The sequence below is a fragment of the Luteimonas changyuni genome (assembly GCF_039548395.1).
GTDB lineage: Bacteria > Pseudomonadota > Gammaproteobacteria > Xanthomonadales > Xanthomonadaceae > Luteimonas.
Genome location: NZ_JBCLUZ010000027.1, coordinates 1 through 21208 on the forward strand (window position 1 = coordinate 1; position 21208 = coordinate 21208).

19 protein-coding genes and 1 tRNA gene are annotated in these 21208 nt (G+C 71.0%); 11 read left to right on the forward strand and 9 right to left on the reverse strand.

Features of this window, described 5'->3' with window-relative positions; translation table 11 throughout:
- Positions 1-837: 837 nt before the first annotated feature.
- Together WCD84_RS10325 and WCD84_RS10330 are read right to left on the reverse strand one after the other, a co-directional pair.
- Positions 838-1770, reverse strand: a complete 933-nt coding sequence (locus tag WCD84_RS10325) for a restriction endonuclease (RefSeq protein ID WP_343254051.1) — start codon at positions 1768-1770, stop codon at positions 838-840.
- Positions 1771-1842: 72 nt separating this feature from the next.
- Positions 1843-2118: a polyhydroxyalkanoic acid system family protein gene (locus tag WCD84_RS10330; protein WP_343254050.1), complete on the reverse strand. Its 276-nt coding sequence runs from the start codon at positions 2116-2118 to the stop codon at positions 1843-1845.
- Positions 2119-2201: 83 nt separating this feature from the next.
- Between WCD84_RS10330 and WCD84_RS10335 the strand changes: the two genes are divergently transcribed.
- Entirely contained in the window at positions 2202-2981 is a 780-nt protein-coding gene (locus WCD84_RS10335) for an FHA domain-containing protein (RefSeq protein ID WP_343254049.1), read from the forward strand.
- On the opposite strand, the gene WCD84_RS10340 is transcribed toward WCD84_RS10335, so the two are convergent.
- Both WCD84_RS10340 and msrP read right to left on the reverse strand, forming a co-directional pair.
- On the reverse strand, positions 2955-3596 hold the full coding sequence (locus WCD84_RS10340; RefSeq protein WP_343281344.1) for a protein-methionine-sulfoxide reductase heme-binding subunit MsrQ: 642 nt from the start codon (positions 3594-3596) through the stop codon (positions 2955-2957). The two genes, WCD84_RS10335 and WCD84_RS10340, sit on opposite strands and share 27 nt — an antisense overlap.
- Before the next feature lie 44 nt (positions 3597-3640).
- Positions 3641-4612 carry a protein-methionine-sulfoxide reductase catalytic subunit MsrP gene (gene msrP / locus WCD84_RS10345; RefSeq protein ID WP_343281320.1) on the reverse strand — a complete coding sequence of 324 codons (972 nt, stop codon included), beginning with the start codon at positions 4610-4612 and terminating at the stop codon, positions 3641-3643.
- 107 nt (positions 4613-4719) lie between these two features.
- Here msrP and serC point away from each other — a divergent pair, with 107 nt between their 5' ends.
- Genes serC through aroA form a run of 3 tightly spaced genes read left to right on the forward strand, consistent with a single transcriptional unit; the run spans position 4720 to position 8274 of the window.
- Positions 4720-5826, forward strand: coding sequence for a 3-phosphoserine/phosphohydroxythreonine transaminase (gene serC / locus WCD84_RS10350; RefSeq protein ID WP_343281321.1), 1107 nt, complete (start codon positions 4720-4722; stop codon positions 5824-5826).
- Positions 5819-6940 carry a prephenate dehydratase gene (pheA, locus tag WCD84_RS10355; RefSeq protein ID WP_343254046.1) on the forward strand — a complete coding sequence of 374 codons (1122 nt, stop codon included), beginning with the start codon at positions 5819-5821 and terminating at the stop codon, positions 6938-6940. The genes serC and pheA overlap by 8 nt, the downstream gene beginning before the upstream one ends.
- Positions 6941-6957: 17 nt before the next feature.
- Positions 6958-8274, forward strand: a complete 1317-nt coding sequence (gene aroA, locus WCD84_RS10360) for a 3-phosphoshikimate 1-carboxyvinyltransferase (protein ID WP_343281322.1) — start codon at positions 6958-6960, stop codon at positions 8272-8274.
- Positions 8275-8280: 6 nt separating this feature from the next.
- On the opposite strand, the gene WCD84_RS10365 is transcribed toward aroA, so the two are convergent.
- Positions 8281-8862 (reverse strand): energy transducer TonB, encoded by a 582-nt coding sequence (locus tag WCD84_RS10365; protein WP_343281323.1) that lies wholly within the window; start codon positions 8860-8862, stop codon positions 8281-8283.
- A 90-nt stretch (positions 8863-8952) separates the two neighbouring features.
- On the reverse strand, positions 8953-9573 hold the full coding sequence (locus WCD84_RS10370) for an energy transducer TonB (RefSeq protein ID WP_343281324.1): 621 nt from the start codon (positions 9571-9573) through the stop codon (positions 8953-8955).
- 106 nt (positions 9574-9679) lie between these two features.
- Here WCD84_RS10370 and serS point away from each other — a divergent pair, with 106 nt between their 5' ends.
- The 4 genes from serS to WCD84_RS10390 all read left to right on the forward strand — a co-directional run bounded on the left by serS (position 9680) and on the right by WCD84_RS10390 (position 13161).
- The gene (serS, locus tag WCD84_RS10375) at positions 9680-11020 is read left to right on the forward strand and encodes a serine--tRNA ligase (RefSeq protein WP_343254042.1); all 1341 of its coding nucleotides are present in this window, start codon (positions 9680-9682) and stop codon (positions 11018-11020) included.
- A gap of 160 nt (positions 11021-11180) precedes the next feature.
- Entirely contained in the window at positions 11181-12152 is a 972-nt protein-coding gene (locus WCD84_RS10380; RefSeq protein ID WP_343254041.1) for a LysR substrate-binding domain-containing protein, read from the forward strand.
- Positions 12153-12273: 121 nt separating this feature from the next.
- Positions 12274-12361 (forward strand) — tRNA-Ser (locus WCD84_RS10385).
- Between the two features lie 149 nt (positions 12362-12510).
- Positions 12511-13161 (forward strand): response regulator, encoded by a 651-nt coding sequence (locus tag WCD84_RS10390; protein ID WP_343254040.1) that lies wholly within the window; start codon positions 12511-12513, stop codon positions 13159-13161.
- Between the two features lie 168 nt (positions 13162-13329).
- On the opposite strand, the gene WCD84_RS10395 is transcribed toward WCD84_RS10390, so the two are convergent.
- Positions 13330-16422 (reverse strand): Rne/Rng family ribonuclease, encoded by a 3093-nt coding sequence (locus WCD84_RS10395; protein ID WP_449280102.1) that lies wholly within the window; start codon positions 16420-16422, stop codon positions 13330-13332.
- Positions 16423-16869: 447 nt separating this feature from the next.
- Here WCD84_RS10395 and WCD84_RS10400 point away from each other — a divergent pair, with 447 nt between their 5' ends.
- A complete protein-coding gene (locus tag WCD84_RS10400; protein ID WP_343279254.1) occupies positions 16870-17835 on the forward strand; it encodes an RluA family pseudouridine synthase in 966 nt (321 codons plus the stop codon).
- Between the two features lie 23 nt (positions 17836-17858).
- On the opposite strand, the gene WCD84_RS10405 is transcribed toward WCD84_RS10400, so the two are convergent.
- A complete protein-coding gene (locus WCD84_RS10405) occupies positions 17859-18200 on the reverse strand; it encodes a 4a-hydroxytetrahydrobiopterin dehydratase (RefSeq protein ID WP_343254024.1) in 342 nt (113 codons plus the stop codon).
- Positions 18201-18307: 107 nt separating this feature from the next.
- Here WCD84_RS10405 and WCD84_RS10410 point away from each other — a divergent pair, with 107 nt between their 5' ends.
- Positions 18308-18901, forward strand: a complete 594-nt coding sequence (locus tag WCD84_RS10410) for an NfuA family Fe-S biogenesis protein (protein WP_343254023.1) — start codon at positions 18308-18310, stop codon at positions 18899-18901.
- A 27-nt stretch (positions 18902-18928) separates the two neighbouring features.
- Positions 18929-20677, forward strand: a complete 1749-nt coding sequence (locus tag WCD84_RS10415) for a hypothetical protein (RefSeq protein ID WP_343281325.1) — start codon at positions 18929-18931, stop codon at positions 20675-20677.
- A 102-nt stretch (positions 20678-20779) separates the two neighbouring features.
- Here WCD84_RS10415 and WCD84_RS10420 read toward each other — a convergent pair whose 3' ends face one another.
- Positions 20780-21208, reverse strand: a complete 429-nt coding sequence (locus WCD84_RS10420) for a c-type cytochrome (RefSeq protein ID WP_343254021.1) — start codon at positions 21206-21208, stop codon at positions 20780-20782.

The following is a 21208-nucleotide window of genomic DNA, read 5'->3' on the forward strand; positions in this document are numbered from 1 at the left end:
CCCCCCCCCCCCCCCCCCCCCCCCCCCCCCCCCCCCCCCCCCCCCCCCCCCCCCCCCCCCCCCCCCCCCCCCCCCCCCCCCCCCCCCCCCCCCCCCCCCCCCCGGGCCCGGACCTTTTGCGCGGTCGGGGGAGGAAGGCAGCGGCTGCGACGTCGAAACCCGGCGGACCGTCAACCGGCATAGCCACGCCACGGTCACGGCTACGCCCACGAGCACGAGCACGGACAAGAGCGCCCGCTCTTGATCTCCGTCCCGAAGCCAAGAAACTCCATGGCCCGTCCCGTGCACAGGGGGTGTGCGGAGAGCCGGCCATGGATGGCCGGCGCCCGGCCGCTGGGAGCAGGACGCGGAGACGGCCGGCGCAGCACACCCCCTGTGTGCGGGACGGGCAGCGCGGACTAAAACGGAGAAATGCGCGGCACGGGCAGCCAGAATCAGGACTGAGCTGCTCCAGACGCAACAAATTGGTCCCGCGCTGTCGTCGATCGCGGCTGTAGCCGCTCCCACAGGCTGGGGAGGCGCCGTTCCCACAGGCTGGGGAGGCGCCGCTCCCACAGGCCGGGGGAGGCCCGCTCCCACGGGCTGGGGTGGCGCCGTTCCACGGGATTGGCCCCGGGCGGCGTGCGAGCCTTGGTTGGGAGAAGAACAAAAAAAGGCCGGGCCCGTTCGGACCCGGCAAGCAACGCAGGTATCTGGAGAGGAGGAGGACGCGGCGGACGGCCGCATCGCGCAGTGGAGGCGCGTGCAGGACGAGGCCCGGGCACTATTCCAGCGGCGAGGGGTGACCCGATGATGTCCGAACGGTGACGGTCCGGTGACAGCCGGGCAGGCGGCGCCTCAGTAGCTGCGGCACTGCCGGAAGCGGACGGCGCGGCCGCTGTCTCGCGGCGGCGTGAGCTGGATGCGCGACGAGGCCAGCGCCGGATAGCGCTCCACGAGCGGGCAGATGGCCGTGAAAGGCTCGCCTTCGCTGCCGGACCACAGGACTTCCAGCGTCGAACTGCTGGTCCAGAAGGCCCTGGATATTCCGGGCAGCGTTGCGATGGCGGCGGCCAGCTCCCGGCGCTCCGCCTGGAGCGTGGCGGCATCCGGCTCGCCCGCCGGGGTGGCCGGTTCCGCGGTAGCCATATCGGCGGCGGCATCCGCGGCAACGCCTGAGGCCGGAGCCACGGCGGCAGCGGACGGCCGCGTTGCGGGCAGCAGGCTGAAAACCGCCACGCCTGCGATCAGGGCCAGCAGCCAGCCTGCCAGGCTGCGCTCACGCGCGCGCTTGGCGGAGGCCTTTTCCATCGGAGCAAGCGTCGGCGCCGGCATCAGCGGCCGGAGTTCGGGCCACAGGGTCGCGCCGTCCAGCAGCTCCACGGCCTGGCCGTGTGCAGTCCGGCGGGCGTCGTCGTCGATGCGCCCTTGGGTGACCAGCAGTCCGCCCACGGCACCGGCCAGGCCCATGGCCGCGGTCAGCTCGTTGACGGCGGCGCGCCCGAGCACGAACGCGCTGCCGTGCTTGGTCGACAGCAGCCAGTGGTCGCCGTTGCGGACCAGGGTGTGGTCGCTCTCGCCGGAGGGCGCCTCGCGGTCCACCAGGCGGTGGTATCCGCGGCGCGACAGGGCTTCGAGCACGATGCGGATGAATTCGCGCCACGACATCGCCGACAGCGCGGTGATCCCGGCGGCGGTTTCGTCACGGCGGCGCAGTGGGCCATGCGCCAGCCAGGTGGCGGCCGCCCCGATCGCGAGCACGACGACGATTGCCAGCGTCCATTTCAGCATGTGTTCCGCCCCTGTCCCCGGAACCCCAAGGATAGACCCGCGCGCGCCCGGTTGGCGGCCGGCGTGCCGCGCTCAGCCGAAGTGCTTGCCCAGCACGCGCCGGATCTCCGATTCGATCGGGCCCTGCATCGCCGCGAACAGGAAGCCGAGCTGCGCGCGCACTTGGACTTCGCCGGGTTGCAGCGAGATGGTCCCGTCCACGCCCGCGCGGCTGAAGCCGAGCACGTCGCCCTGCCACCGGCAGTCCACCCCGAAGCGCTCGACCAGCTTGTCGGCGACCTGCTGCACGGCGTCGCGCGCGGCTGCCATGGACAGCTGGTGCGGGTGGTGGATGTCGATGTCGGCCATGGGCTGCTCCGTGTACTTGGGCCGACATTCTGGAGGCGACGGCGGCTCGATCCAAGGGTGGCGCGTGATAGATTCCACCGCGCATGGACACTCTCAGGCTGCGCTTCGATTCCACCGGCGACGACTACCCCCTGGCCGTCGGCGTGCACGGCATCGGGCGGGCCGCTGGCGACGCCACGCTCGGCCCGGTGCATGACGCCGCCATCGTGAACTTCTGCGTCGACCGCCGCGGCGTCTGGCTCACCGTCCCCGAAGGCACGCGCGGCGTGCACGTCAACGGCCGCCCGGTGCAGCGCATGGCGATGCTGCGCGTGGGCGATGCGGTGTTCGTGGACGGCAGCGGCATGCGCCTGGTCGCACCGCAAGCGCCGCGGCAGCCGGAGGGCGGTTTCGGCGACAGCACCGGCGAGGCTGGCGACGTGCGCGTGGTGCTGCGCGGGGTCGGTGGCCATTACCACGGGCGCAGCTTCACGCTCGAGCGCCCGCGCCTGGTCGGGCGCGCGCCCGAAGCCGACATCCGCATCGACGAAGCCGCGTTTTCCGAGCGCCATGCCCGCCTGGAGATGCTGCGTGGCGAAGTGGTGCTGCGCGACCTTGGCTCGGCCGAGGGCAGCCAGGTCAACGGCGAGCCGGTGCGTGACGTGGTGCTGCGTCCCGGCGACCAGGTGGTGTTCGACGCCCATCATCGCTTCGTGCTCGAGGCGCCGTCCGGTGCGCGAGGGGATTCCAGGGCCGAGGCGGCTCCCGCCGAGGCACCGGCCGCGGGCGGACGCGGCGGCGCGATGCGCTTGCCATGGCTGCTGGTCACGGCCCTGGTGCTGGCGGGACTGCTGGCGCTACTGCTGCTGTTCGGTACCGGCTGAAGCCCGGGCCGGCGACGGCGGCGCGCTTCGCCGGCGCCGCCGGGCAAGCCGCCATCCCAGCAGGACGGCGAGGATCGCCGCGTACAGCAGCGGCTCGCGGACATCGGACTTCACCACCCACCAGAAATGCAGCACCGCAAGCGTCGCGATGACGTAGACCAGGCGATGCAGCCGTCCCCAGTTCCTGCCCAGCCGCCGCATCCAGCCGCGGGTCGAGGTCAGCGCCAGGGGAACCAGCAGCAGCCAGGCCGCGAAGCCCACCGTGATGTAGGGCCGCTCGACGATTTCCATCAGCACCTGGGCCCACCAGCCACGCAGGTCGAGCACCAGGTAGGCGCTGAAGTGCAGACTGGCGTAGACGAATGCGTACAGCCCGAGCATGCGCCGGAAGCGCATCAGCAGCGGCTGCTGCAGGAGCTGGCGCAGGGGCGTCACCGCCAGCGTGGCGAGCAGCAGGCGCAGCGCCCACAGCCCTAGCTCGTGTTCGATCGCGGCCACCGGGTCGGCACCGAGTGCGTCGATATCGGCGCCGCTGCCCACCTGCCAAGCCTGCCAGCCGAGCAGCGCCAGCGGCGTCAGCGCGAGCGCGTGGACGCCGGCCTTGGCCGCGACCAGGCCAGTACCGCTGCGCGGAGCATTCCGCGCCCCGCCGGGCGCGTTCAATACCAGCGTGCCAGGTCCATGCCCTGGTACAGCGAAGCGACCTGTTCGGCGTAGCCGTTGAAGGGGCGCGTGGCCATGCGGTCGGCGAACAGCCGGTTGCCGTCGCCGGCAATCCGCCGCTCGCTCGCCTGGCTCCAGCGCGGGTGGTCGACGGCCGGATTCACGTTGGCAAAGAAGCCGTACTCGCGCGGCTGCATGTCGTTCCATGCGGTGCTTGGCGCCTTGCGGGTGAACTCGATCGCGACGATCGATTTGATGCCTTTGAAGCCGTACTTCCACGGCACCACCAGGCGCAGCGGCGCGCCGTTCTGCTGCGGCAAGGGCTTGCCGTACATGCCCGTGGCCAGCAGCGTGAGCGGATGCATGGCCTCGTCGATGCGCAGGCCCTCGCGGTAGGGCCAGTCGATGATTGGCGCGCGCACGCCCGGCATCTGCCGCGGGTCGGCGAGGCTGGTGAAGGCGACGTACTTCGCGTCCGACGTCGGCTGGAAACGCTTGAGCACCTCGCCCAGCGGCACGCCGAGCCAGGGGATCACCATCGACCAGCCTTCGACGCAGCGCATGCGGTAGACGCGCTCTTCCGGCACCAGGCCCTTGAGCAGCGTCTCCAGCGGCACCGTGCCCGGGCGGGCGCATTCGCCTGAAACCGCCACCGACCACGGCGAGGTCACCAGCGTCTTCGCCGCGCGCGACGGATCGGCCTTGCCGCTGCCGAACTCGTAGAAGTTGTTGTAGCCGGTGGCGTCTTCGTAGCGGGTCAGGGGCTCGTCGGTGTCGAAGCCGGTGCGCGCGCCGGTGCCGGCGGTGCGCGGGACGTCGACCGGTGGTGGCGGCTCGGCGCCGCGGCAGCCTGCCGCGAGCAGGGCCGGCGACAGCGCAAGCATCTGCAGCAATCGGCGCCGGTCGCGGTAGACGGCCTCGTCGGTGAGTGGCTCGCCGGGAAGTCGCGCGTACTGGTAGCGGGACATGTCCGCATCTCGCCTTGGGGGAGGGCCAATCCTAACGCCGGCCAGGTGATGCCGCGCTGCTGCATTGCGGCATACTGGATCGCCCATCCGTACCCCGAGGTCCAGCCATGTCGCGCGCCTACAACTTCAGTCCCGGTCCCGCCATGCTGCCGGAGCCGGTGCTGCTCCAGGCCCGGGACACGATGCTCGAATATGGCGAGGCCGGCGCCTCGATCGTTGAAATCAGCCATCGCGGGCCTGAATTCATCGAAATCGCCGCCCGCGCCGAGGCCGACCTGCGCCAGCTGATCGGCATTCCAGCCGACTACGCGGTGCTGTTCCTCCCCGGCGGCGCCACGGCGCAGCAGGCGCTGCTGCCGCTGAACTTCGCCGCCCCCGGGCAGCGCGCCGACTATGTGCTCACCGGCCACTGGGGCGCGATCGCCACCCGCCAGGCCGCGCCCTATGTCGACCTGAACGTGGCCGCGAGCAGCGAGGCCGATGGCTACCGCAGCATCCCGCCGGCCGCGGGCTGGCGCCTCTCCGAAGACGCGGCCTATGTGCACGTCACCGCCAACGAGACCATCCACGGCGTCGAATTCCGTCCGCCGGTGGCGGGAGGCCACGCCTATCCGGAGACCGGCAAGGTGCCGCTGTTCGCGGACTTCAGCTCCAGCATCGCGTCCGAGCCGATCGACGTCTCGCGCTTCGGCGCGATCTATGCCGGCGCGCAGAAGAACCTCGGCCCGGTCGGCATCGGCGTGGTGATCGTGCGCCGCGACCTGCTGGAACGCGCCGGCCAGCCGCGCGCCGACATCTTCGACTACCGGCTGCAGCTGGCCGCGGATTCCATGCTCAACACGCCGCCGACCTGGAACTGGTACGTCGCCGGCCTGACCTTCCGCTGGATGCTCGAACAGGGCGGGGTGGAAGAATTCGCGCGCCGCAGCGAAGAGAAGGCGAAACTGCTGTATGCGGCCATCGATGGTTCCGGCGGCTGGTACCGCAACCAGGTCGAGCCGGCCGTGCGCTCGCGCATGAACGTGCCGTTCTTCCTGCCCGACCCCGCGCTCGACGAGGCCTTCCTTGTCGAAGCGCGCGAGGCCGGCCTGATCGGCCTCAAGGGGCATCGCGTGGTCGGCGGCATGCGCGCGTCCATCTACAACCCGATGCCGCTGGCCGGGGTGCAGGCGCTGGTCGATCACATGGCGGATTTCCAGCGTCGACATGGCTAGCAAGGACGATAAGGGCGAGGGCGGCGGGTCGGCGGCGAAGCCGGACCTTGCCGCGGTGCGTGCCCAGATCGACGGCATCGACCGTGAGATCCAGGCGCTGATCGCGGAGCGCGCGTTGTTCGCCCGCCAGGTCGGCCGCGCCAAGGGCAGGCTTGCCGCCGCCATCGACTATTACCGGCCCGAGCGCGAGGCGCAGGTGCTGCGGCGCGTGGTCGACCGCAACGACGGCCCGCTGGCCGACGACGTGCTGCTGCGCCTGTTCCGCGAAATCATGTCCGCCTGCCTTGCGCAGCAGGAGCCGCTGAAGATCGGCTATCTCGGCCCCGAGGGCACGTTCTCGCAGCAGGCGGTGCAGAAGCACTTCGGGCACTCGGCGCTGGGCCTGCCGTTGGCCAGCGTCGAAGAGGTCTTCGACGAGGTTGCGTCGGGCGCCGCCGATTTTGGCGTGGTGCCGGTGGAGAACTCGGGGCAGGGCACGATCCAGTCGACGCTCGACATGTTCCTCACCTCGCCGCTGATGATCTGCGGCGAAGTCGAGCTGCGCATCCACCAGTACCTGATGTCGCGCACGGGGCGGATCGGGGATGTCGAGCGGATCTATTCCCACGGACTGTCGCTGGCGCAAAGCAAGAACTGGCTGCGGCAGCACCTGCCCCTGGCGGAGAAATTCCCGGTGTCCAGCAACGCCGAGGGTGCGCGGCGCGCGCGCAACGCCGACGACGCGGCGGCCATCGCCGGCGAAAGCGCGGGCCGGGTCTACGGGCTGAAGACGGTCGCGGGCCCGATCGAGGACCGCAGCGACAACACCACGCGCTTCCTCGTGATCGGGCGCGCCGCGTTCCCGTCGTCGGGACACGACCGCACCTCGCTGATGGTGTCGATCCGCGACCAGCCCGGCGCGCTGTACAAGATCCTCGAGCCGCTGGCGCGGCACGGCATCAGCATGAACCGCATCGAGTCGCGGCCCTCCCATGGCGCGCTGTGGGAGTACGCGTTCTTCATCGACGTCGGTGGACACGCCGAGGAGTCGCCGCTGAAGGATGCGCTGGCCGAGATCGATGCATTCGCCGGCGACGTGCGTGTGCTGGGCTCGTACCCGGTCGCCGTGCCGTGAGCGGCGGGCGAGCGGCGATGGGCGCGAACAACCCGGTGGGCTGGGTGGCATCGCGCGGCAGGGCGCTGTCGGGCGAATTCACCGTGCCGGGCGACAAGTCGATTTCGCATCGTGCGGTGATGTTCGGCGCGCTGGCCGATGGCAGCACCCGCATCGACGGTTTCCTCGAGGGCGAGGACACGCGCGCCACCGCTGCGATCTTCAGCGCCATGGGCGTGCGCATCGAGGCGCCGTCTCCGGCGTGCCGCGTGGTGCATGGCGTCGGCATCGACGGCCTGCAGCCGCCCACCGGCGTGCTGGACTGCGGCAACTCCGGCACCGCGATGCGCCTGCTGGCCGGGTTGCTCGCAGGCCAGCGCTTCGACACGGTGCTTTGCGGTGACGCCTCGCTGTCGCTCCGCCCGATGCAGCGGGTGACCGCGCCGCTGCAGGCGATGGGCGCGGTGATCGACTCCGTCGACGGCGAGCGGCCGCCGCTCCGGATCTGCGGGGGCTTGCCGCTGCACGCGATCGCATACGAACCGCCGGTGGCCAGCGCCCAGGTGAAGTCCGCGGTGCTGCTTGCCGGCCTGTATGCCGATGGCGAGACCAGCGTCCGCGAGCCGCGGCCAACGCGCGACTACACGGAGCGCATGCTGGCCGCGTTCGGCTGGCCGGTGGACGCATCGGCCGGCGCGGTGCGGCTGAGCGGTGGGCATCGCTTGCGCGCGCGCGAGATCGACGTGCCGGGCGACTTCTCGTCGGCGGCGTTCTTCATCGTGGCCGCGACCCTGGTGCCGGGTTCGTCGCTGCTGCTGCGTTCGGTGGGGGTGGATCCCCGGCGCACCGGCCTGCTCGATGCGCTGCGCACGATGGGCGCCGACATTCGCGAGATGGACCGGCGCGCCGGTGCCTGCGGTCCGGTCGCGGACATCGCGGTGCGCCATGCGACGCTGCAGGGCATCGACCTTCCTGAAGCGCTGGTCGCGGACATGATCGACGAATTCCCGGTGTTCGCGGTGGCCGCGGCCTGTGCTCGCGGCACGACGCGCATCAGCGGGGCCGCCGAGCTCAGGGTCAAGGAGTCGGACCGCATCCATGCCATGGCCGTCGGCCTGCAGGCGCTGGGCATCCGCGTGCGCGAGCTGCCCGACGGCATGGAGATCCAGGGCGGGTCGCTGCTCGGCGGCCGCGTGGAGAGCATCGGCGACCATCGCATCGCGATGTCCTTCGCGGTCGCGGCACAGCTGGCCGCGGGCGAGGTCGTGATCGGGGACGTCGCCAATGTCGCGACCTCCTTCCCCGGTTTCGAAGCGATGGCGCAGGCCGCGGGTTTCAGCCTGCGCCAGGGCTGACCGCGCCTAGCCCTCGTCGAGGCGGAAGGTCACCGGGACTTCGACGGTGCTGGACACGGGGTCGCCACCGCTGATCGCCGGCTGGAAGGTCCACTTCCTTACCGCTTCGATCGCGGCCCGGTCGAGATCGCGGGATCCGCTGCGGCTCGCGATCGTCACGTCCCCCGGCCGGCCGTCGATGCCGACCACGGCGCTCACCAGCACCGTGCCTTGCGCGCGGTCGCGGTAGGCCGCCGGCGGGTACACGGGCTGGATGCGGGTCAGCGGTTTCGCGCCGCGATCAGCAGTGATCGCGGGTGCGGCGGGTCGGGGCGGCTCCGGCGTCCGGCGACGGGCGTCATCCGCGGCACGCTCGCGCTCGGCGGCGTCGTCCTGGCCATCACCGATCTCGACGGCCGGTGGCGGCAGCGCTTCGGGCGCGGCGGTGACGCCGGCGCGCTGGCTGTAGATGAACCACCCGAATGCAAGCAGCGCCAGGAGCAGCACGATCCACAGCAGCGGTGCAGCGGTCCTGCGCTCCGGCCCGGCAGCGGGTGGCGGTTGGGGTGGCGGTGGGGGTGTGTTCGGATTGCGGTCCGGATCGGCCATGCACGGCTCCTTGGCTGCGTGCGCAGTGCAGCAGCTGGAGGAAGCCTTCCACAGGCCAGGTCGCGGCCGTGTGTGCAGGCTGGCGCGCGGTCAGCGCCCGCTGTCGAAGCGGATCGGGACGGTCACGGTGCCCGCGCTGGGGCTGCCGTCGCGCATTGCCGGGCGGAAGCGCCAGCGCCGGGCCGCACGCTGGGCCGCGCGGTCGAGGTCCCGGGAGCCGCTGCTCGATGCGACGTCGACCTGGGCGGGGACGCCGCGCGCGTCCACCTGGATGCGCAGCAGCACCTCGCCGGATTCGCCGCGGCGCAGGGCGCGTGCGGGATAGGTCGGGCCCGGTGAACTGATCGGCACCGGGGAGCTGGCCGACAGCTCGACGGGCTGCACGGCCGGTGCGGCGGGATCCGGGGCGCGGCCTGCGGCCAGGGGCGGGGCGCTGGGCGCCGGCTCTTCCACGCGGGCACCGGACGAGGGCATTTCCGGGACGCCCGCGCCCATCGAAGTGCCCGAGCGGGGCGGGGTGGGAAGCGGCTGGAACACCTGCGCGGATGCCCCGGGCGGCTGCACATCGGCGCGATACGGGTCGCTGCCGTCGCGCTGCACGAACCAGAGCACGAGGAAAATGGCGATGCCCGCGGCGATGCCGGCGCCCACGAGCCACCAGCCGCGGCCGGTGGGAAGGGGCAGGGGACGGCGTGACGGGGTGGCTAGCATGTGGCGCCCTGCGATTGCGGATGCCCCGATTCTGCCACGGCGCCGCGGAGCAGATGCCCTCGCGACGCGCGATAATCCCCGGTCCGCCACTTCATGAAGCGACGCGATGCTTGATCCCAATCTTCTGCGCCAGGACCCTGCCGCGCTCGCCCTGCGCCTGCGCGAGGCCCGCGGCTTCGAGCTCGACACCGGCGCGTTCGAAACCCTCGAAGCAGGTCGCAAGGCGCTGCAGGTACGCACGCAAGAGCTCCAGAACCTGCGCAACACGCGCAGCAAGGAGATCGGCATGCTCATGGGGTCGGCTGCGCGCCTCAAGGCTGCCGGTGAGTCCCAACAGGCCGCGGACAGCATCGCGAACGCGGAGGCGATCAAGGCCGAGGTGTCCGGCTTCGGCGATGAACTGAAGGCTTCGGAGGTCGAGCTGGAACGCATCCGCGTCGAGCTGGATGCCATTGCCATGGGCATCCCCAACCTCCCCGACGCGAGCGTGCCCGCCGGCAGCGACGAATCCGGCAACGTCGAACAGCACCGCTGGGGCACGCCGCGCGCGTTCGATTTCAACATCCGCGACCACGTCGACCTTGGCGCCCGCCACGGCTGGCTCGACGCCGACGCGGCCGCGCGGCTATCCGGTGCGCGCTTCACCGTGCTGCGCGGCCAGCTCGCGCGCCTGCACCGCGCGCTGGCGCAGTTCATGATCGACCTGCACGTCGACGAGCACGGCTATGGCGAAACCAGCGTGCCGGTGCTGGTCAACGCCGAGGCCATGCGTGGTACCGGGCAGCTGCCGAAGTTCGAGGACGATCTGTTCGCGACCATCGTTGGCGAGGGCGAGGCGGCTTCGAAACGCTATCTGATCCCCACCGCCGAGGTGCCGCTGACCAATCTGGTCGCCGACACGATCGTGGACGCCGCGGCGCTGCCGCTGCGCATGGCGGCGCACTCGATGTGCTTCCGGGCAGAGGCCGGTGCCTACGGGCGCGATACCCGCGGCATGATCCGCCAGCACCAGTTCGAAAAGGTCGAACTGGTTTCGGTCACCCGCCCCGACGACAGCGATGCCGAACACGAACGCATGACGCGCTGCGCGGAAGTGGTGCTCGAGCGCCTCGGCCTGCCGTACCGGCGCATGCTGCTGTGCTCGGGTGACATGGGCTTTGCCGCGCGCAAGACCTACGACCTCGAGGTCTGGCTGCCGTCGCAGGACACCTGGCGCGAGATCTCCTCCTGTTCCAACTGTGGCGACTTCCAGGCCCGTCGCATGCTGGCACGCTGGCGCGGCGACGCCAGCGGCAAGCCGGAACCGGTGCACACGCTCAACGGGTCCGGCGTGGCGGTCGGCCGCGCGCTGGTGGCGGTCATGGAGAACGGCCAGCAGGCTGACGGATCGATCACGGTGCCCGAGGTGCTGCGGCCCTACATGGGTGGCGTGGACGCGATCCGCTGACCTCCGGCGTGGCTGCAGCCCGGTCTTGGCGCCGCGGTGCAGGCGACGGCATCCGGAGTGGTTCCGTCCTCCGTTCGGCGAGCCAGCCCACCGGCATTCGTTGCATATATGGGACGACTATGCTGAAATATCAGCAATTGTTTCGGTGAGGTAAGGGCAGATGCAGGATCTGAACGATCTTTACTATTTCGCCATGGTCGTCGACCACGGCGGGTTTGCCGCGGCGGAGCGTGCGCTGGGAATTCCCAAGTCGCGGCTTTCGCGGCGCATCAGCCAGCTCGAAACCGAACTCGGCGTCCGCCTGCTGCAACGTTCCACGCGCCGCTTCGCGGTGACCGACGTCGGCCAGAGCGTCTATCGCCACACCCAGTCGATGCTGGCCGAAGCCACCGCCGCGCGCGAGGTCGTCGACCGCCTGAGCGCCGAGCCGCGCGGCATTGTCCGCGCCAGCGTGCCCGTGAGCCTGGCGCAGCAGCAGCTGCCGAAGCTTTTGCCGGAGTTCCTCGCGCGCTACCCGCAGGTGCGCGTGCAGATGCACGTCAACAATCGCCGCGTCGACGTCATCAACGAGGGCTTCGACGTCGCCATCCGCGTGCGCAACAAGCTCGATGACGACGGCAGCCTGGTGATGCGCAGCTTCGGCCAGATCCAGGAGCTGCTGGTCGCAAGCCCGACCTACCTGGATCGCGCCGGCCGGCCGGCCACGCCGGAAGAGCTCAACGACCACACCACCATGACCATGAGCGAGGACGAGGTCCGCCAGCGCTGGGAACTCCAGGGCGTCGATGGCGAAGTACGGCGCGTCGACCTCAAGCCGCGGATCGCGGGTGGCGACTTCCCGATGCTGATGTCGCTGGCCCGGCAGGGCCTGGGCATCACCATGCTTCCGGAAACCCTGTGCGCCGACGCGGTCCGCAGCGGCGAGCTGGAAGTGGTGCTGCCCGAGTGGCGCCTGCCGCAGGGCATCGCGCACCTGGTGTTCGCATCGCGCCGCGGCCTGCTGCCGGCAGTGCGCGTGTTCATCGATTTCCTGGCGGAAAAATTGCCGCCGCTGATCGAGGCGTCGCGCCTGGACTGCGAGAGCTGCGGCGAACGACACGCCGGGGCGGGAGCGCCGGCCGCCGCGGCCTGACCGGCCGGGCAGCACGGAGGGAAGGGCGCCTGCGTCATGTCGTGCGACAATCGCGGCGCGTGATCACCCGGCATCGGATACCGCAGCTCGACGCTCCGGGAAGATGCCGCCAGGCAGTTGCGGAAGAGTGGCCGAGCGGTTGAAGGCACCGGTCTTGAAAACCGGCAATGGGAAACCATTCGTGGGTTCGAATCCCACCTCTTCCACCAAATTGCAAATCGTTTCCCGTCGTTTTCCTCGCGCGCTGCGCGCCGCATCACATTGTGTCCGGTACTGCGTCCCGCTCCTGCTTGCGACACCTCGCCACCGGCGCTAGCCTCGTGGCAGGGGTTCATGAAAGGTGGCGAAGGGGACAAGGATGACCATCAGAGTCTACGTGGTGGATGACCACGCACTGGTACGCGCCGGGATGCGCATGATTCTGTCGGCAGAAGCCGACATCGAAGTGGTGGGCGAAGCCGAATGCGGCGAGGATGCCCTGCCGCAGATCCGGGCGCTGAAGCCCGACATCGTACTTTGTGACCTGCACCTGCCCGGCGTCAGCGGGCTGGAGGTCACCGAGCGCATCGTCCGGGGCGAATACGGCCCCAGGGTGATCGTGGTGTCGGTGCTCGAGGACGGACCGATGCCCAAACGGATGATTGCCGCGGGGGCCGCGGGCTACGTCGGCAAGGGCGGGGATGCGCAGGAGCTGCTGCGCGCTGTCCGCGAGGTCGCGGCAGGACGGAGGTTCCTGGCGAGCAAGGTGGCGCAGCTGCTGGCCCTGTCGGGCCTCGATGCGGCGGAATCACCGTTCGATGCGCTGTCGCCGCGGGAAACCGAAGTCGCGATGCTGCTGATCCAGGGCATGCGCCAGGAAGAAATCGCGCGCCGCCTCAGCCTGAGCGCAAAGACCATCAACACCCACAAGACGCGGCTGTTCGAGAAGCTGCGGGTGCACGACAACATCGCGCTTGCGCGCCTGGCCAGCCAGTACGGCATGGCCGACCCCGCGCACGCCATCGTCTAGCGTACGCGGGGGGGGCTTCGATCAGGCGCCGGTGGGCGCCTGGTCGTCTTCTGCGCGCGGCGCGGGGTTCGCCGCATCCGTGGCCGCGTCTTCGGCATCCGCATCCGCATCCGCGACTGCTTCCGCAGCGGCGTCCGCAGGCGCCGCGGGGGGGGGGGGGGACACGGCTTAGGGAGAGGGAAGGGGGAGGGAGGCGGAGGAAGATACTGCCGGGGCGGGCGACGAGGCTGTGTCGGATGCGGGTTGGAGCCCGTCGAACAGGCCGCGCGGCTGTGGGCTTGCCGGCGGCACGGTCCCGATCGGCGTCGCCTGAAGGGCCTCGGCCGCAGGCGCATCGATCGCCGGGGCTTCGATCGCCGGCGCTTCGGTCGCCGGCGCCACCGGCGCGGCCTCGATCACGGACGTCCCGGTCGCAGGCGCAGCCGTGTCCTCGACCCGGGCCAGGCCCGCGTTCGCGGCGCCCTGCGGTTTCGCATCCGCAGGCTCGCCGATGTTCGCGTCCGCTGGTTCCGGCGTCTGCTGCTGCACGACCGTCGCTGCGACCGCGGTGGCGGCCACGGCTGCCGGAGTGGCGGCGGCTTTCGGAGTTTCCGCAGTGTCCGGCGCGGCAGGAGCAGCCGAAGCGACCGTGGTCGCATCCGCCGCCGGCGATTGGCGCTGGACGGGCTTCGCCGCCGGCGCATCGTCGACGAAGTCGAATTCCGGCTGCGGCGCATCGTCGACGAAGTCGAATTCCGGCTGCGAGCTGCGTGCAACCGGAACGTCCGAAGCGTCCTCGCCCGTTGCGATGTCGACGCCGTTGGCGTTGTCACCGCTGCTCTCTTCGCCCGCACCGCGACGGCGACGGCGGCCACCGCGGCGTCCGCGGCGACGCTTCTGCGCGGCCTGGCCGGAGTCGTCGTCGGAGTCGCCGGCTGCCGTCCCGGCATTCACGGAATTGCCGGAATTGCCGGTGTCGGCACCATCCGAGCCCGGCAGCTCATCGCTGGCCGAGGCCGCGGGCGCGCGGCTGCGGCGCGCGCCGTCGCCCTGCGTGCCCGGGTCGACGGCCGGAGTCTGCGAAGCCGCCGACCCGCTTGCGGCCGCGGCTGCAATCGCGGTCGCCGCCGGAGCGACCACCGCTGCATTGTCGCCAGCGTCCTGCGCGAGCTTGTCGCCCGCAGCCGGGACCTGCACTTCTTCGCTGCGACGCCTGCGGCCCTGGGTACCACGCTCGCCTTCCGGCCGCTCGGTGCGCTTCTCGCGTGCCGGCTTCTCGCGCGGCTGCTTCTGCGCCGTGGCTGCCTGGCTGTCGGGGCTGTCATGGCCGTCCTGGCTGCTCTGGGCCGTGGCCTTCTGCTGCCTGCCCGCGCCCTGTCCGCCGTTGCCACGACGACCATCGCGGCGACCACCACCCTTGCCGCCGCGACCGTCGCGTTCTGCGTCACGTCCTCCGTCACGCTCCTGCCGCGGACCGCGTTCGCCCCGGCGCTGTCCGCCGGACTTGTCCGCGGCCGGCTTGCGCACATCGGCCTCGGGCTGGCCCACGAACAGGGCCTTCAGCCAGCCGACGATCCCGCCGCTGGCGGCGATCGCCGGCAGGGCGGGCACCGCGGCGGGCGTGGCCACCGGAGCGGGTGCCGGCGCCGCCTCGGGCGCCGGGCGCGGCTCGCGCACCGGTGCCGGGCGCGAATGCTGGACCTTGGTGACTGCGGCCGCGGGCACGTTGAGGTTGGCCTTGGTCAGCGCGATGGTCGCCACCTTGCGCGGCGTGCCGCGGCGGTAGCTCGGCTTCGCGGACTCGTCGTCGAGCTCGTTGGTACGCAGGCGGGTGACTTCGTAATGCGGCGTATGCAGCTGCTCGTCGGCGACGATCACGATCGGCGCGTCGTGGCGCTTCTCGATCTCGCGCAGGGCGCTGCGCTTTTCATTGAGCAGGTAGTTGGCGATTTCCACCGGGGCCTGGACCAGGACCTGTCCGGTGTTGTCCTTCATCGCATGCTCTTCGGCCAGACGGATGATCGCCAGCGCCAGCGATTCGACGCTGCGCATGCGGCCATGGCCCTCGCAGCGCGGGCACACGATCTGGCTGGACTCGCCCAGGCTCGGGCGCAGGCGCTGCCGGCTCATCTCAAGCAGGCCGAAGCGCGAGATGCGGCCCAGCTGCACGCGTGCACGGTCGTACTTCAGCGCACCCTGCAGGCGGTTCTCGACCTCGCGCTGGTGCTTGTTGGAGGACATGTCGATGAAGTCGATCACCACCAGGCCGCCGAGGTCGCGCAGGCGCAGCTGGCGGGCCACCTCTTCGGCAGCCTCGAGGTTGGTGTGGAACGCGGTTTCCTCGATGTCGCCGCCCTTGGTGGCGCGCGCCGAGTTGACGTCGACCGCGGTCAGGGCCTCGGTCTGGTCGATCACCAGTGCGCCGCCGGAGGGCAGGCGGATGGTGCGCTCGTACGCGTTCTCGATCTGCGATTCGATCTGGTAGCGATTGAACAGCGGCACGTCGTCGGTGTAGTGCTTGAGCTTGCGCAGGTTGTGCGGCATCACCAGCTCGACGAATTCCTTCGCCTCTTCGTACATCTCCGGCGTGTCGACCAGGATCTCGCCGACGTCGGCGCGCATGTAGTCGCGCAGCGCACGGATGATCAGGCGCGATTCCTGGTAGATCAGGAACGGCGCGGGCTTGCTCAGCGCGGCCTCGGCCACCGCCTTCCAGATCGACAGCAGGTAGTCGAGGTCCCACTGCAGCTCTTCGGCGTCGCGGCCGACGCCGGCGGTGCGGATGATCACGCCCATGTCGTCGGGGATCGCCAGCGCGTCCATCGCCTTCTTCAGCTCGGCGCGGTCGTCGCCCTCGATGCGGCGCGAGACGCCGCCGGCGGTCGGCGAGTTCGGCATCAGCACCATGTAGCGGCCGGCCAGCGAGATGAACGTGGTCAGCGCCGCGCCCTTGTTGCCGCGCTCGTCCTTGTCCACCTGGACCACCACTTCCTGGCCTTCGCGCAGGAGCTCCTTGATGCCGGCCTTGTTGTGGTCGACGCCGGAGGCGAAGTAGTCGCGGGAGATTTCCTTCAGCGGCAGGAAGCCGTGGCGCTCGCCGCCGTACTCGATGAAGGCGGCTTCAAGCGAGGGCTCGATGCGGGTGATGCGGCCCTTGTAGATGTTGGACTTTTTCTGTTCCTGGGAGGGTTGCTCGATGTCGATGTCGTACAGGTTCTGGCCATCGACGATGGCGACGCGCAGTTCCTCTGCCTGCGTCGCGTTGATCAGCATGCGCTTCATTGTTGCGTTCCTTACGCGCTCTCGCACGCGGAACGCCGGGGCGTTTCGCCTGGATCTGACCTGCCGCCGGCGCGCGAGCGCCTGGCGACTCCGGTTGCTTCCAGCGCTGCACACCACGGCGGGCCGCGGGAGCGCTTGTTCCATAATGCTTTTTTGGGCCGGCGGCAGCGCAGGAGCACCCCCTTGGGGGCAGGCCTGCGCGCCGCGCGGGACATGTTCAGCGCCGGTGCGTGCACCGGGCGATCACAGGAGCTGCCGTCCAGCCGCTAACATGGCTGCCCCGGGGGCAGTGGTCGCGCTCTGGAGGGACTCGCGGAAGGCCGGCTTTTGGCCGGGGAACTTCCAGCGAAATCAGGACCTTATCTCGCCCGGCGAGTGTAGCAGAAAAGAATTCAGGCAAGACGCCCCGCGAAGGGCGGCTTCCAGCACCCCGCAGGGAATCCACGCATGTCCGATCCAGGCAAGACCCCAGCAACCGGCGGCGTACGCCAGGTCCGCATTTCCGAGGATCGCGACGGCCAGCGCCTCGACAATTTCCTGCTCGCCTATCTCAAGGGTGCTCCGCGCTCACTGGTCTACAAGATCGTGCGCAGCGGCCAGGTGCGGGTGAACGGGGGGCGCGTGCGCGCCGACCGGCGCCTGGAGGGTGGCGACGAGGTCCGCATCCCGCCGGTCCGGATCGAGGATCCGGCGGACAAGGGCAGCCCGTCGCCCGGCCTGCTCGAGGCCGTGGCCGGCAGCGTCGTGTTCGAGGACGCGCGCCTGCTGGCGATCAACAAGCCTTCCGGCGTCGCCAGCCATGGCGGCAGCGGGATCAGCTTCGGCGTCATCGAGACGCTGCGCGCCCTGCGCCCCAACCAGGAGCTGGAGCTGGTCCACAGACTGGATCGCGACACTTCGGGGCTGATGGTGGTGGCCAAGAAGCGTTCGGCGATGTCGGAGCTGCAGGCGCTGATGCGCGAGGGCACCGGCACCGGGCTGCGCAAGCGCTATCTGGCCCTGCTGCTGGGGCGGATGCCGGATGGCGTGATGAGCGTCGATGCGCCGCTGCACGTCGGCCTGCGCCAGGGCGGCGAGCGCCATGTCCAGGTGGATCCCTCCGGCAAACCCTCGCTCAGCCACTTCCGCGTGCTCGAGCGCCGCGGCGGACAGTCGTACTGCGAGGTGCGGATCGAGACCGGCCGCACCCACCAGATCCGCGCCCACGCCCGCCACATCGGCCATGCAGTAGCCGGCGACGACAAGTACGGCGACGCCGAGGCCAACCGGCGCCTGCGCGACAAGGTCGGCCTGCGCCGGCTGTTCCTGCACGCCGCCTCGCTGGAGTTCTCGCTCGATGCAGGGCAGGCGCCCTATGTGCTCAGCGCGCCACTGGCGCCCGACCTGGTCGAGGCGCTCGATCGCCTCGGCTGAACACGATGCCCCGGGGCCGTGGTTCAGGCGGCCAGGTCGTCGGTGCGCGCGGCGCAGATGAAGTCGTTTTCGCTCAGGCCGCCGACGTCATGGGTGGAAAAGCGCACCTCGCAGCGGTCGTAATGCACCCCAAGGTCGGGGTGGTGGTCTTCGCGGTTGGCCATGTGCGCCAGGGCATTCACGAAGGACATGGTGTGGCGGTAGTCGGGGAAGCGGAAGGTCCGCAGCAGCGCCTTGCCCTCCTCGGCCAGGGTCCATTCGGGCACTTCGGTCATGAGTTCGCGGATCCGGGCGTCGGACAGGCGGTGCTCCGGGCCGCGGCGCGGAGTGCAGTGGGCGTGGGCAAGCGAGGTGTGGTCGGACATGGTCGGCTCCTGGACAGGCGGCCCGGGCTGCTGAACGCGCGGTATCGATCGGCACGTCGCCAGCCGGCATCGCCGGCAAACCCGGGCGGGGCGGCTAGAATACCCGCATGATCCAGATCTCAGATTCCGCACAGACCCATTTCCGCAAGCTGATCGAGCGCGAGGCCGTGCCCGGCATGGGCGTTCGCCTGGGGGCGACGCGCCCGGGTACGCCGCAGGCCGACGTGCGCCTGGAGTTCGCCGCGCCCGATGAGCTGCGCGGTGACGAATGGGCGGTGGACTGCACCGGCTTCACCCTCTGGCTGGACGCCGAGAGCGTGCCCTTCCTCGAAGGCGCCGAAATCGACTACACCACCCTGGCCACCGGTGGCCAGCTGCAGATCCGCGCGCCGCGCATCAAGGGCGTGAAGCCGGAGGACGAGGCCTCGCTGGTCGAGCGCGTGCGCTGGACCATCGAACACGTGGTCAATCCCCAGCTGGCCTCGCACGGTGGCCATGTCAGCGTGCAGGAAGTCAGTGCGGAGGGCGTGGTGATCCTCAGCTTCGGCGGTGGCTGCCATGGCTGCGGCATGGCCGACGTCACCCTCAAGCAGGGGATTGAAAAGACCCTGCTCGAGCAGGTGCCGGGCGTGACCGCGGTGCGCGATGCGACCGACCATGACACCGGTGCGGCGCCGTACATCCCGCGCGCTTCGGCCTGATCGTCCGACACGCTTCGACGCCGACGGATGTTCACTTCCGCCGAACTGATCGAAGCCCTGCGCCGGCGCACGCGGCGCTCATTGCGTCCACTGCCGCCGCCCGGCGAGTTTCCGCCGGCCTGGCGCGACTGGTTCACAGCGATGGCTGCGCGACCCGGGCGCATCAGCGGCGCCACTGCGGACGACCTGCTCGCGGTCCTTGCCGCGCGTGAGCCGGTGCTGCCGGCCGGCACGGTCGAGCGCCTTGGCCGCTGGCGGGCCTTCACCACGCTCTGGCGCCAGGAATGGCAGCCGGCCAGCCGCGACGAGCGCTGGACGCGCGTCATTGCGACGTCGGGAAGCCTGCTGCTGCACCTGCTGTTCGCGGCGGCGCTGGTGTGGCTGATGCTCGCCCGCTTCCATTTCGCCGCGCCCCCGGAGGATGCACGCGACGGCGAGGAGCACGTGCTGCAGGTGGAGTACATCGGCGAGGGCACGCCGGACGACAGCGGCGGCGGCGCGGTCGAGGCAGCGGTCGAATCGCCCGCGGAGCCCGCGTCCGCGGCGCCGGCAGCGGCGAGCGACTTGCCGCGGGACGTTGCGGCCGCCGCGGAAGCGCTGCCGGACGTGCCGCCCGGGAGTGCACCGGCCGCGCCGCCACCGCCGCTGCCGGAGCGCGAGTTCGTCCTCGACGTGCCCGAGCTTGCGCCGCCGCAGGTCCATGTACCCGACGTGCTCCAGGTCACCGAGGTCGACATCCCCGACAGCGACTTCGTCGTGCCGCCGGCGCGCGCGGTCGCGCTGCAGGCACCTTCGATTCCGGCGGCTGAAGTCTCCGTGCGGAACCGCGAGATCGAGGTGCAGGCGCCCGCCGAGGTGCCGGTGCCGCTGGCGCCGGCGACCCGCGCGCTGGACGTGGCCGTGCCGCAGCCCTCGCCCCGCGGCGTGGCGGTGGTCGAACGCGAGATCGAACTTCCCGAAGCCCGCGATGTCACGGTCCGTCCGTCGCGGGACATCGCCCCGATCCGCACCCGCGAGGCTGCGACCGCCGCGCCGGCGGTTCGCGAGCGCGCGGTGCCGATGCCCGCGGCGCGTCCGGCTCCCGCCGCTGCCGGCGCGACTGCCGGCACGGCCGGCCCCCGGCCTGCGTCGACGCCGTCGGAACGGGCCGCGGGCGAAGGGGCGGCAAGCGGGCAGAGCGCCGCTGCCGGCGGCCGTCCGGAGGCCGGCCCTGGCGCGCGCAGCACCGGGGCCCAGGCGCCGGGTGCCGGGCAACGACCCGGACAGCCGCCAGGTGCGCTTCCGTCCGCGGGTGCCAGCGACGACTGGGGCGACTCCGCGCGCGATGTGCCCGGCCGGCAGGCCGGCACGCCGGGTGCCGCGGGCCTGTTCAATGCCGACGGCAGCCCGCGGCTGCCGGGCGATGGCCGCGTCGGCGGCGGCCTGCCGCCGGGCACGATCACCGAGGACTTCGAGAACATCGACCGCCACGGCACCTGGCTGAAGCGCCCGCCCTACGACTACGAGCCGACGTCCTTCGATCGCTTCTGGATGCCCAGCGAGAGCCTGCTCGAGGAATGGGTGCGGCGCAGCGTCACCGAAGTGCTGATCCCGATCCCCGGCACCACCAAGTCGATCCGCTGCGTCACGGTCATGCTCGCCCTTGGCGGCGGCTGCGGCATCGTCGATCCCAACCTGCAGGAGCAGCCGGCGGCGGCGCGCCCGCCCCCGGAGGTCCCGTTCAAGCGGGACCTGCAGGAGGACCAGGACAGCCTCGGGCCGCCGCCGGAGTCCTGAGCGAAGGCCCCGCCGGGCTGCGGTACTGCGGTACGGATGCTCCAGACGGCACGAAGCCCGCGCATGGCGGGCTTCGTGGACAGCTCTTGCCGGGCGTCGACCTCAGTTGATGCTGTGGACGCCGTGGAGGTCGCGGACCTGCGCCGGACGCGATGCAAAGTAGGCGGCGAGGTCGGCGATCTGCTGGTCGTCGAGGTCGCGCGCCTGGTTGGACATCAGCGGATGGTCGCGATCGCCGCTGCGGTAAGCCTGCAGCGCATGCGCCAGGTAGTCCTGGTACTGGCCGCCGATCTTGGGATAGGTCGCGTCCAGCGGCGCGTTGCCATCTGCGCCGTGGCAGTCGATGCAGGTCTGCCCCGTGGCCTCGCCCTTGACGTTGGCGCGCGCCTCGCCTTCGGCGATGCGGCCCACGGGGAGCGAGTTGACCGAGGTGGCCTCCACCAGGCCCGGCTCCGCAGGTGCGCCCCCGCAGGCGACGAGGAGGAGGCTGGTGCCCAGTGCGACGGCAAGGCCGAGTGCGGAAGTCTTCAT

What these genes read in the sequence shown, in the direction of transcription:
- WCD84_RS10400 (WP_343279254.1), top strand. Translation starts at nt 16,870, where the DNA reads ATGTCCGATCCAGGCAAGACCCCAGCAACCGGCGGCGTACGCCAGGTC.
- WCD84_RS10420 (WP_343254021.1), bottom strand. Translation starts at nt 21,208, where the DNA reads ATGAAGACTTCCGCACTCGGCCTTGCCGTCGCACTGGGCACCAGCCTC.
- WCD84_RS10410 (WP_343254023.1), top strand. Translation starts at nt 18,308, where the DNA reads ATGATCCAGATCTCAGATTCCGCACAGACCCATTTCCGCAAGCTGATC.
- pheA (WP_343254046.1), top strand. Translation starts at nt 5,819, where the DNA reads ATGGCTAGCAAGGACGATAAGGGCGAGGGCGGCGGGTCGGCGGCGAAG.
- WCD84_RS10405 (WP_343254024.1), bottom strand. Translation starts at nt 18,200, where the DNA reads ATGTCCGACCACACCTCGCTTGCCCACGCCCACTGCACTCCGCGCCGC.
- WCD84_RS10330 (WP_343254050.1), bottom strand. Translation starts at nt 2,118, where the DNA reads ATGGCCGACATCGACATCCACCACCCGCACCAGCTGTCCATGGCAGCC.
- WCD84_RS10380 (WP_343254041.1), top strand. Translation starts at nt 11,181, where the DNA reads ATGCAGGATCTGAACGATCTTTACTATTTCGCCATGGTCGTCGACCAC.
- WCD84_RS10395 (WP_449280102.1), bottom strand. Translation starts at nt 16,422, where the DNA reads ATGAAGCGCATGCTGATCAACGCGACGCAGGCAGAGGAACTGCGCGTC.
- WCD84_RS10415 (WP_343281325.1), top strand. Translation starts at nt 18,929, where the DNA reads ATGTTCACTTCCGCCGAACTGATCGAAGCCCTGCGCCGGCGCACGCGG.
- serS (WP_343254042.1), top strand. Translation starts at nt 9,680, where the DNA reads ATGCTTGATCCCAATCTTCTGCGCCAGGACCCTGCCGCGCTCGCCCTG.
- serC (WP_343281321.1), top strand. Translation starts at nt 4,720, where the DNA reads ATGTCGCGCGCCTACAACTTCAGTCCCGGTCCCGCCATGCTGCCGGAG.
- WCD84_RS10325 (WP_343254051.1), bottom strand. Translation starts at nt 1,770, where the DNA reads ATGCTGAAATGGACGCTGGCAATCGTCGTCGTGCTCGCGATCGGGGCG.
- aroA (WP_343281322.1), top strand. Translation starts at nt 6,958, where the DNA reads ATGGGCGCGAACAACCCGGTGGGCTGGGTGGCATCGCGCGGCAGGGCG.
- WCD84_RS10370 (WP_343281324.1), bottom strand. Translation starts at nt 9,573, where the DNA reads ATGCTAGCCACCCCGTCACGCCGTCCCCTGCCCCTTCCCACCGGCCGC.
- WCD84_RS10335 (WP_343254049.1), top strand. Translation starts at nt 2,202, where the DNA reads ATGGACACTCTCAGGCTGCGCTTCGATTCCACCGGCGACGACTACCCC.
- WCD84_RS10390 (WP_343254040.1), top strand. Translation starts at nt 12,511, where the DNA reads ATGACCATCAGAGTCTACGTGGTGGATGACCACGCACTGGTACGCGCC.
- msrP (WP_343281320.1), bottom strand. Translation starts at nt 4,612, where the DNA reads ATGTCCCGCTACCAGTACGCGCGACTTCCCGGCGAGCCACTCACCGAC.
- WCD84_RS10365 (WP_343281323.1), bottom strand. Translation starts at nt 8,862, where the DNA reads ATGGCCGATCCGGACCGCAATCCGAACACACCCCCACCGCCACCCCAA.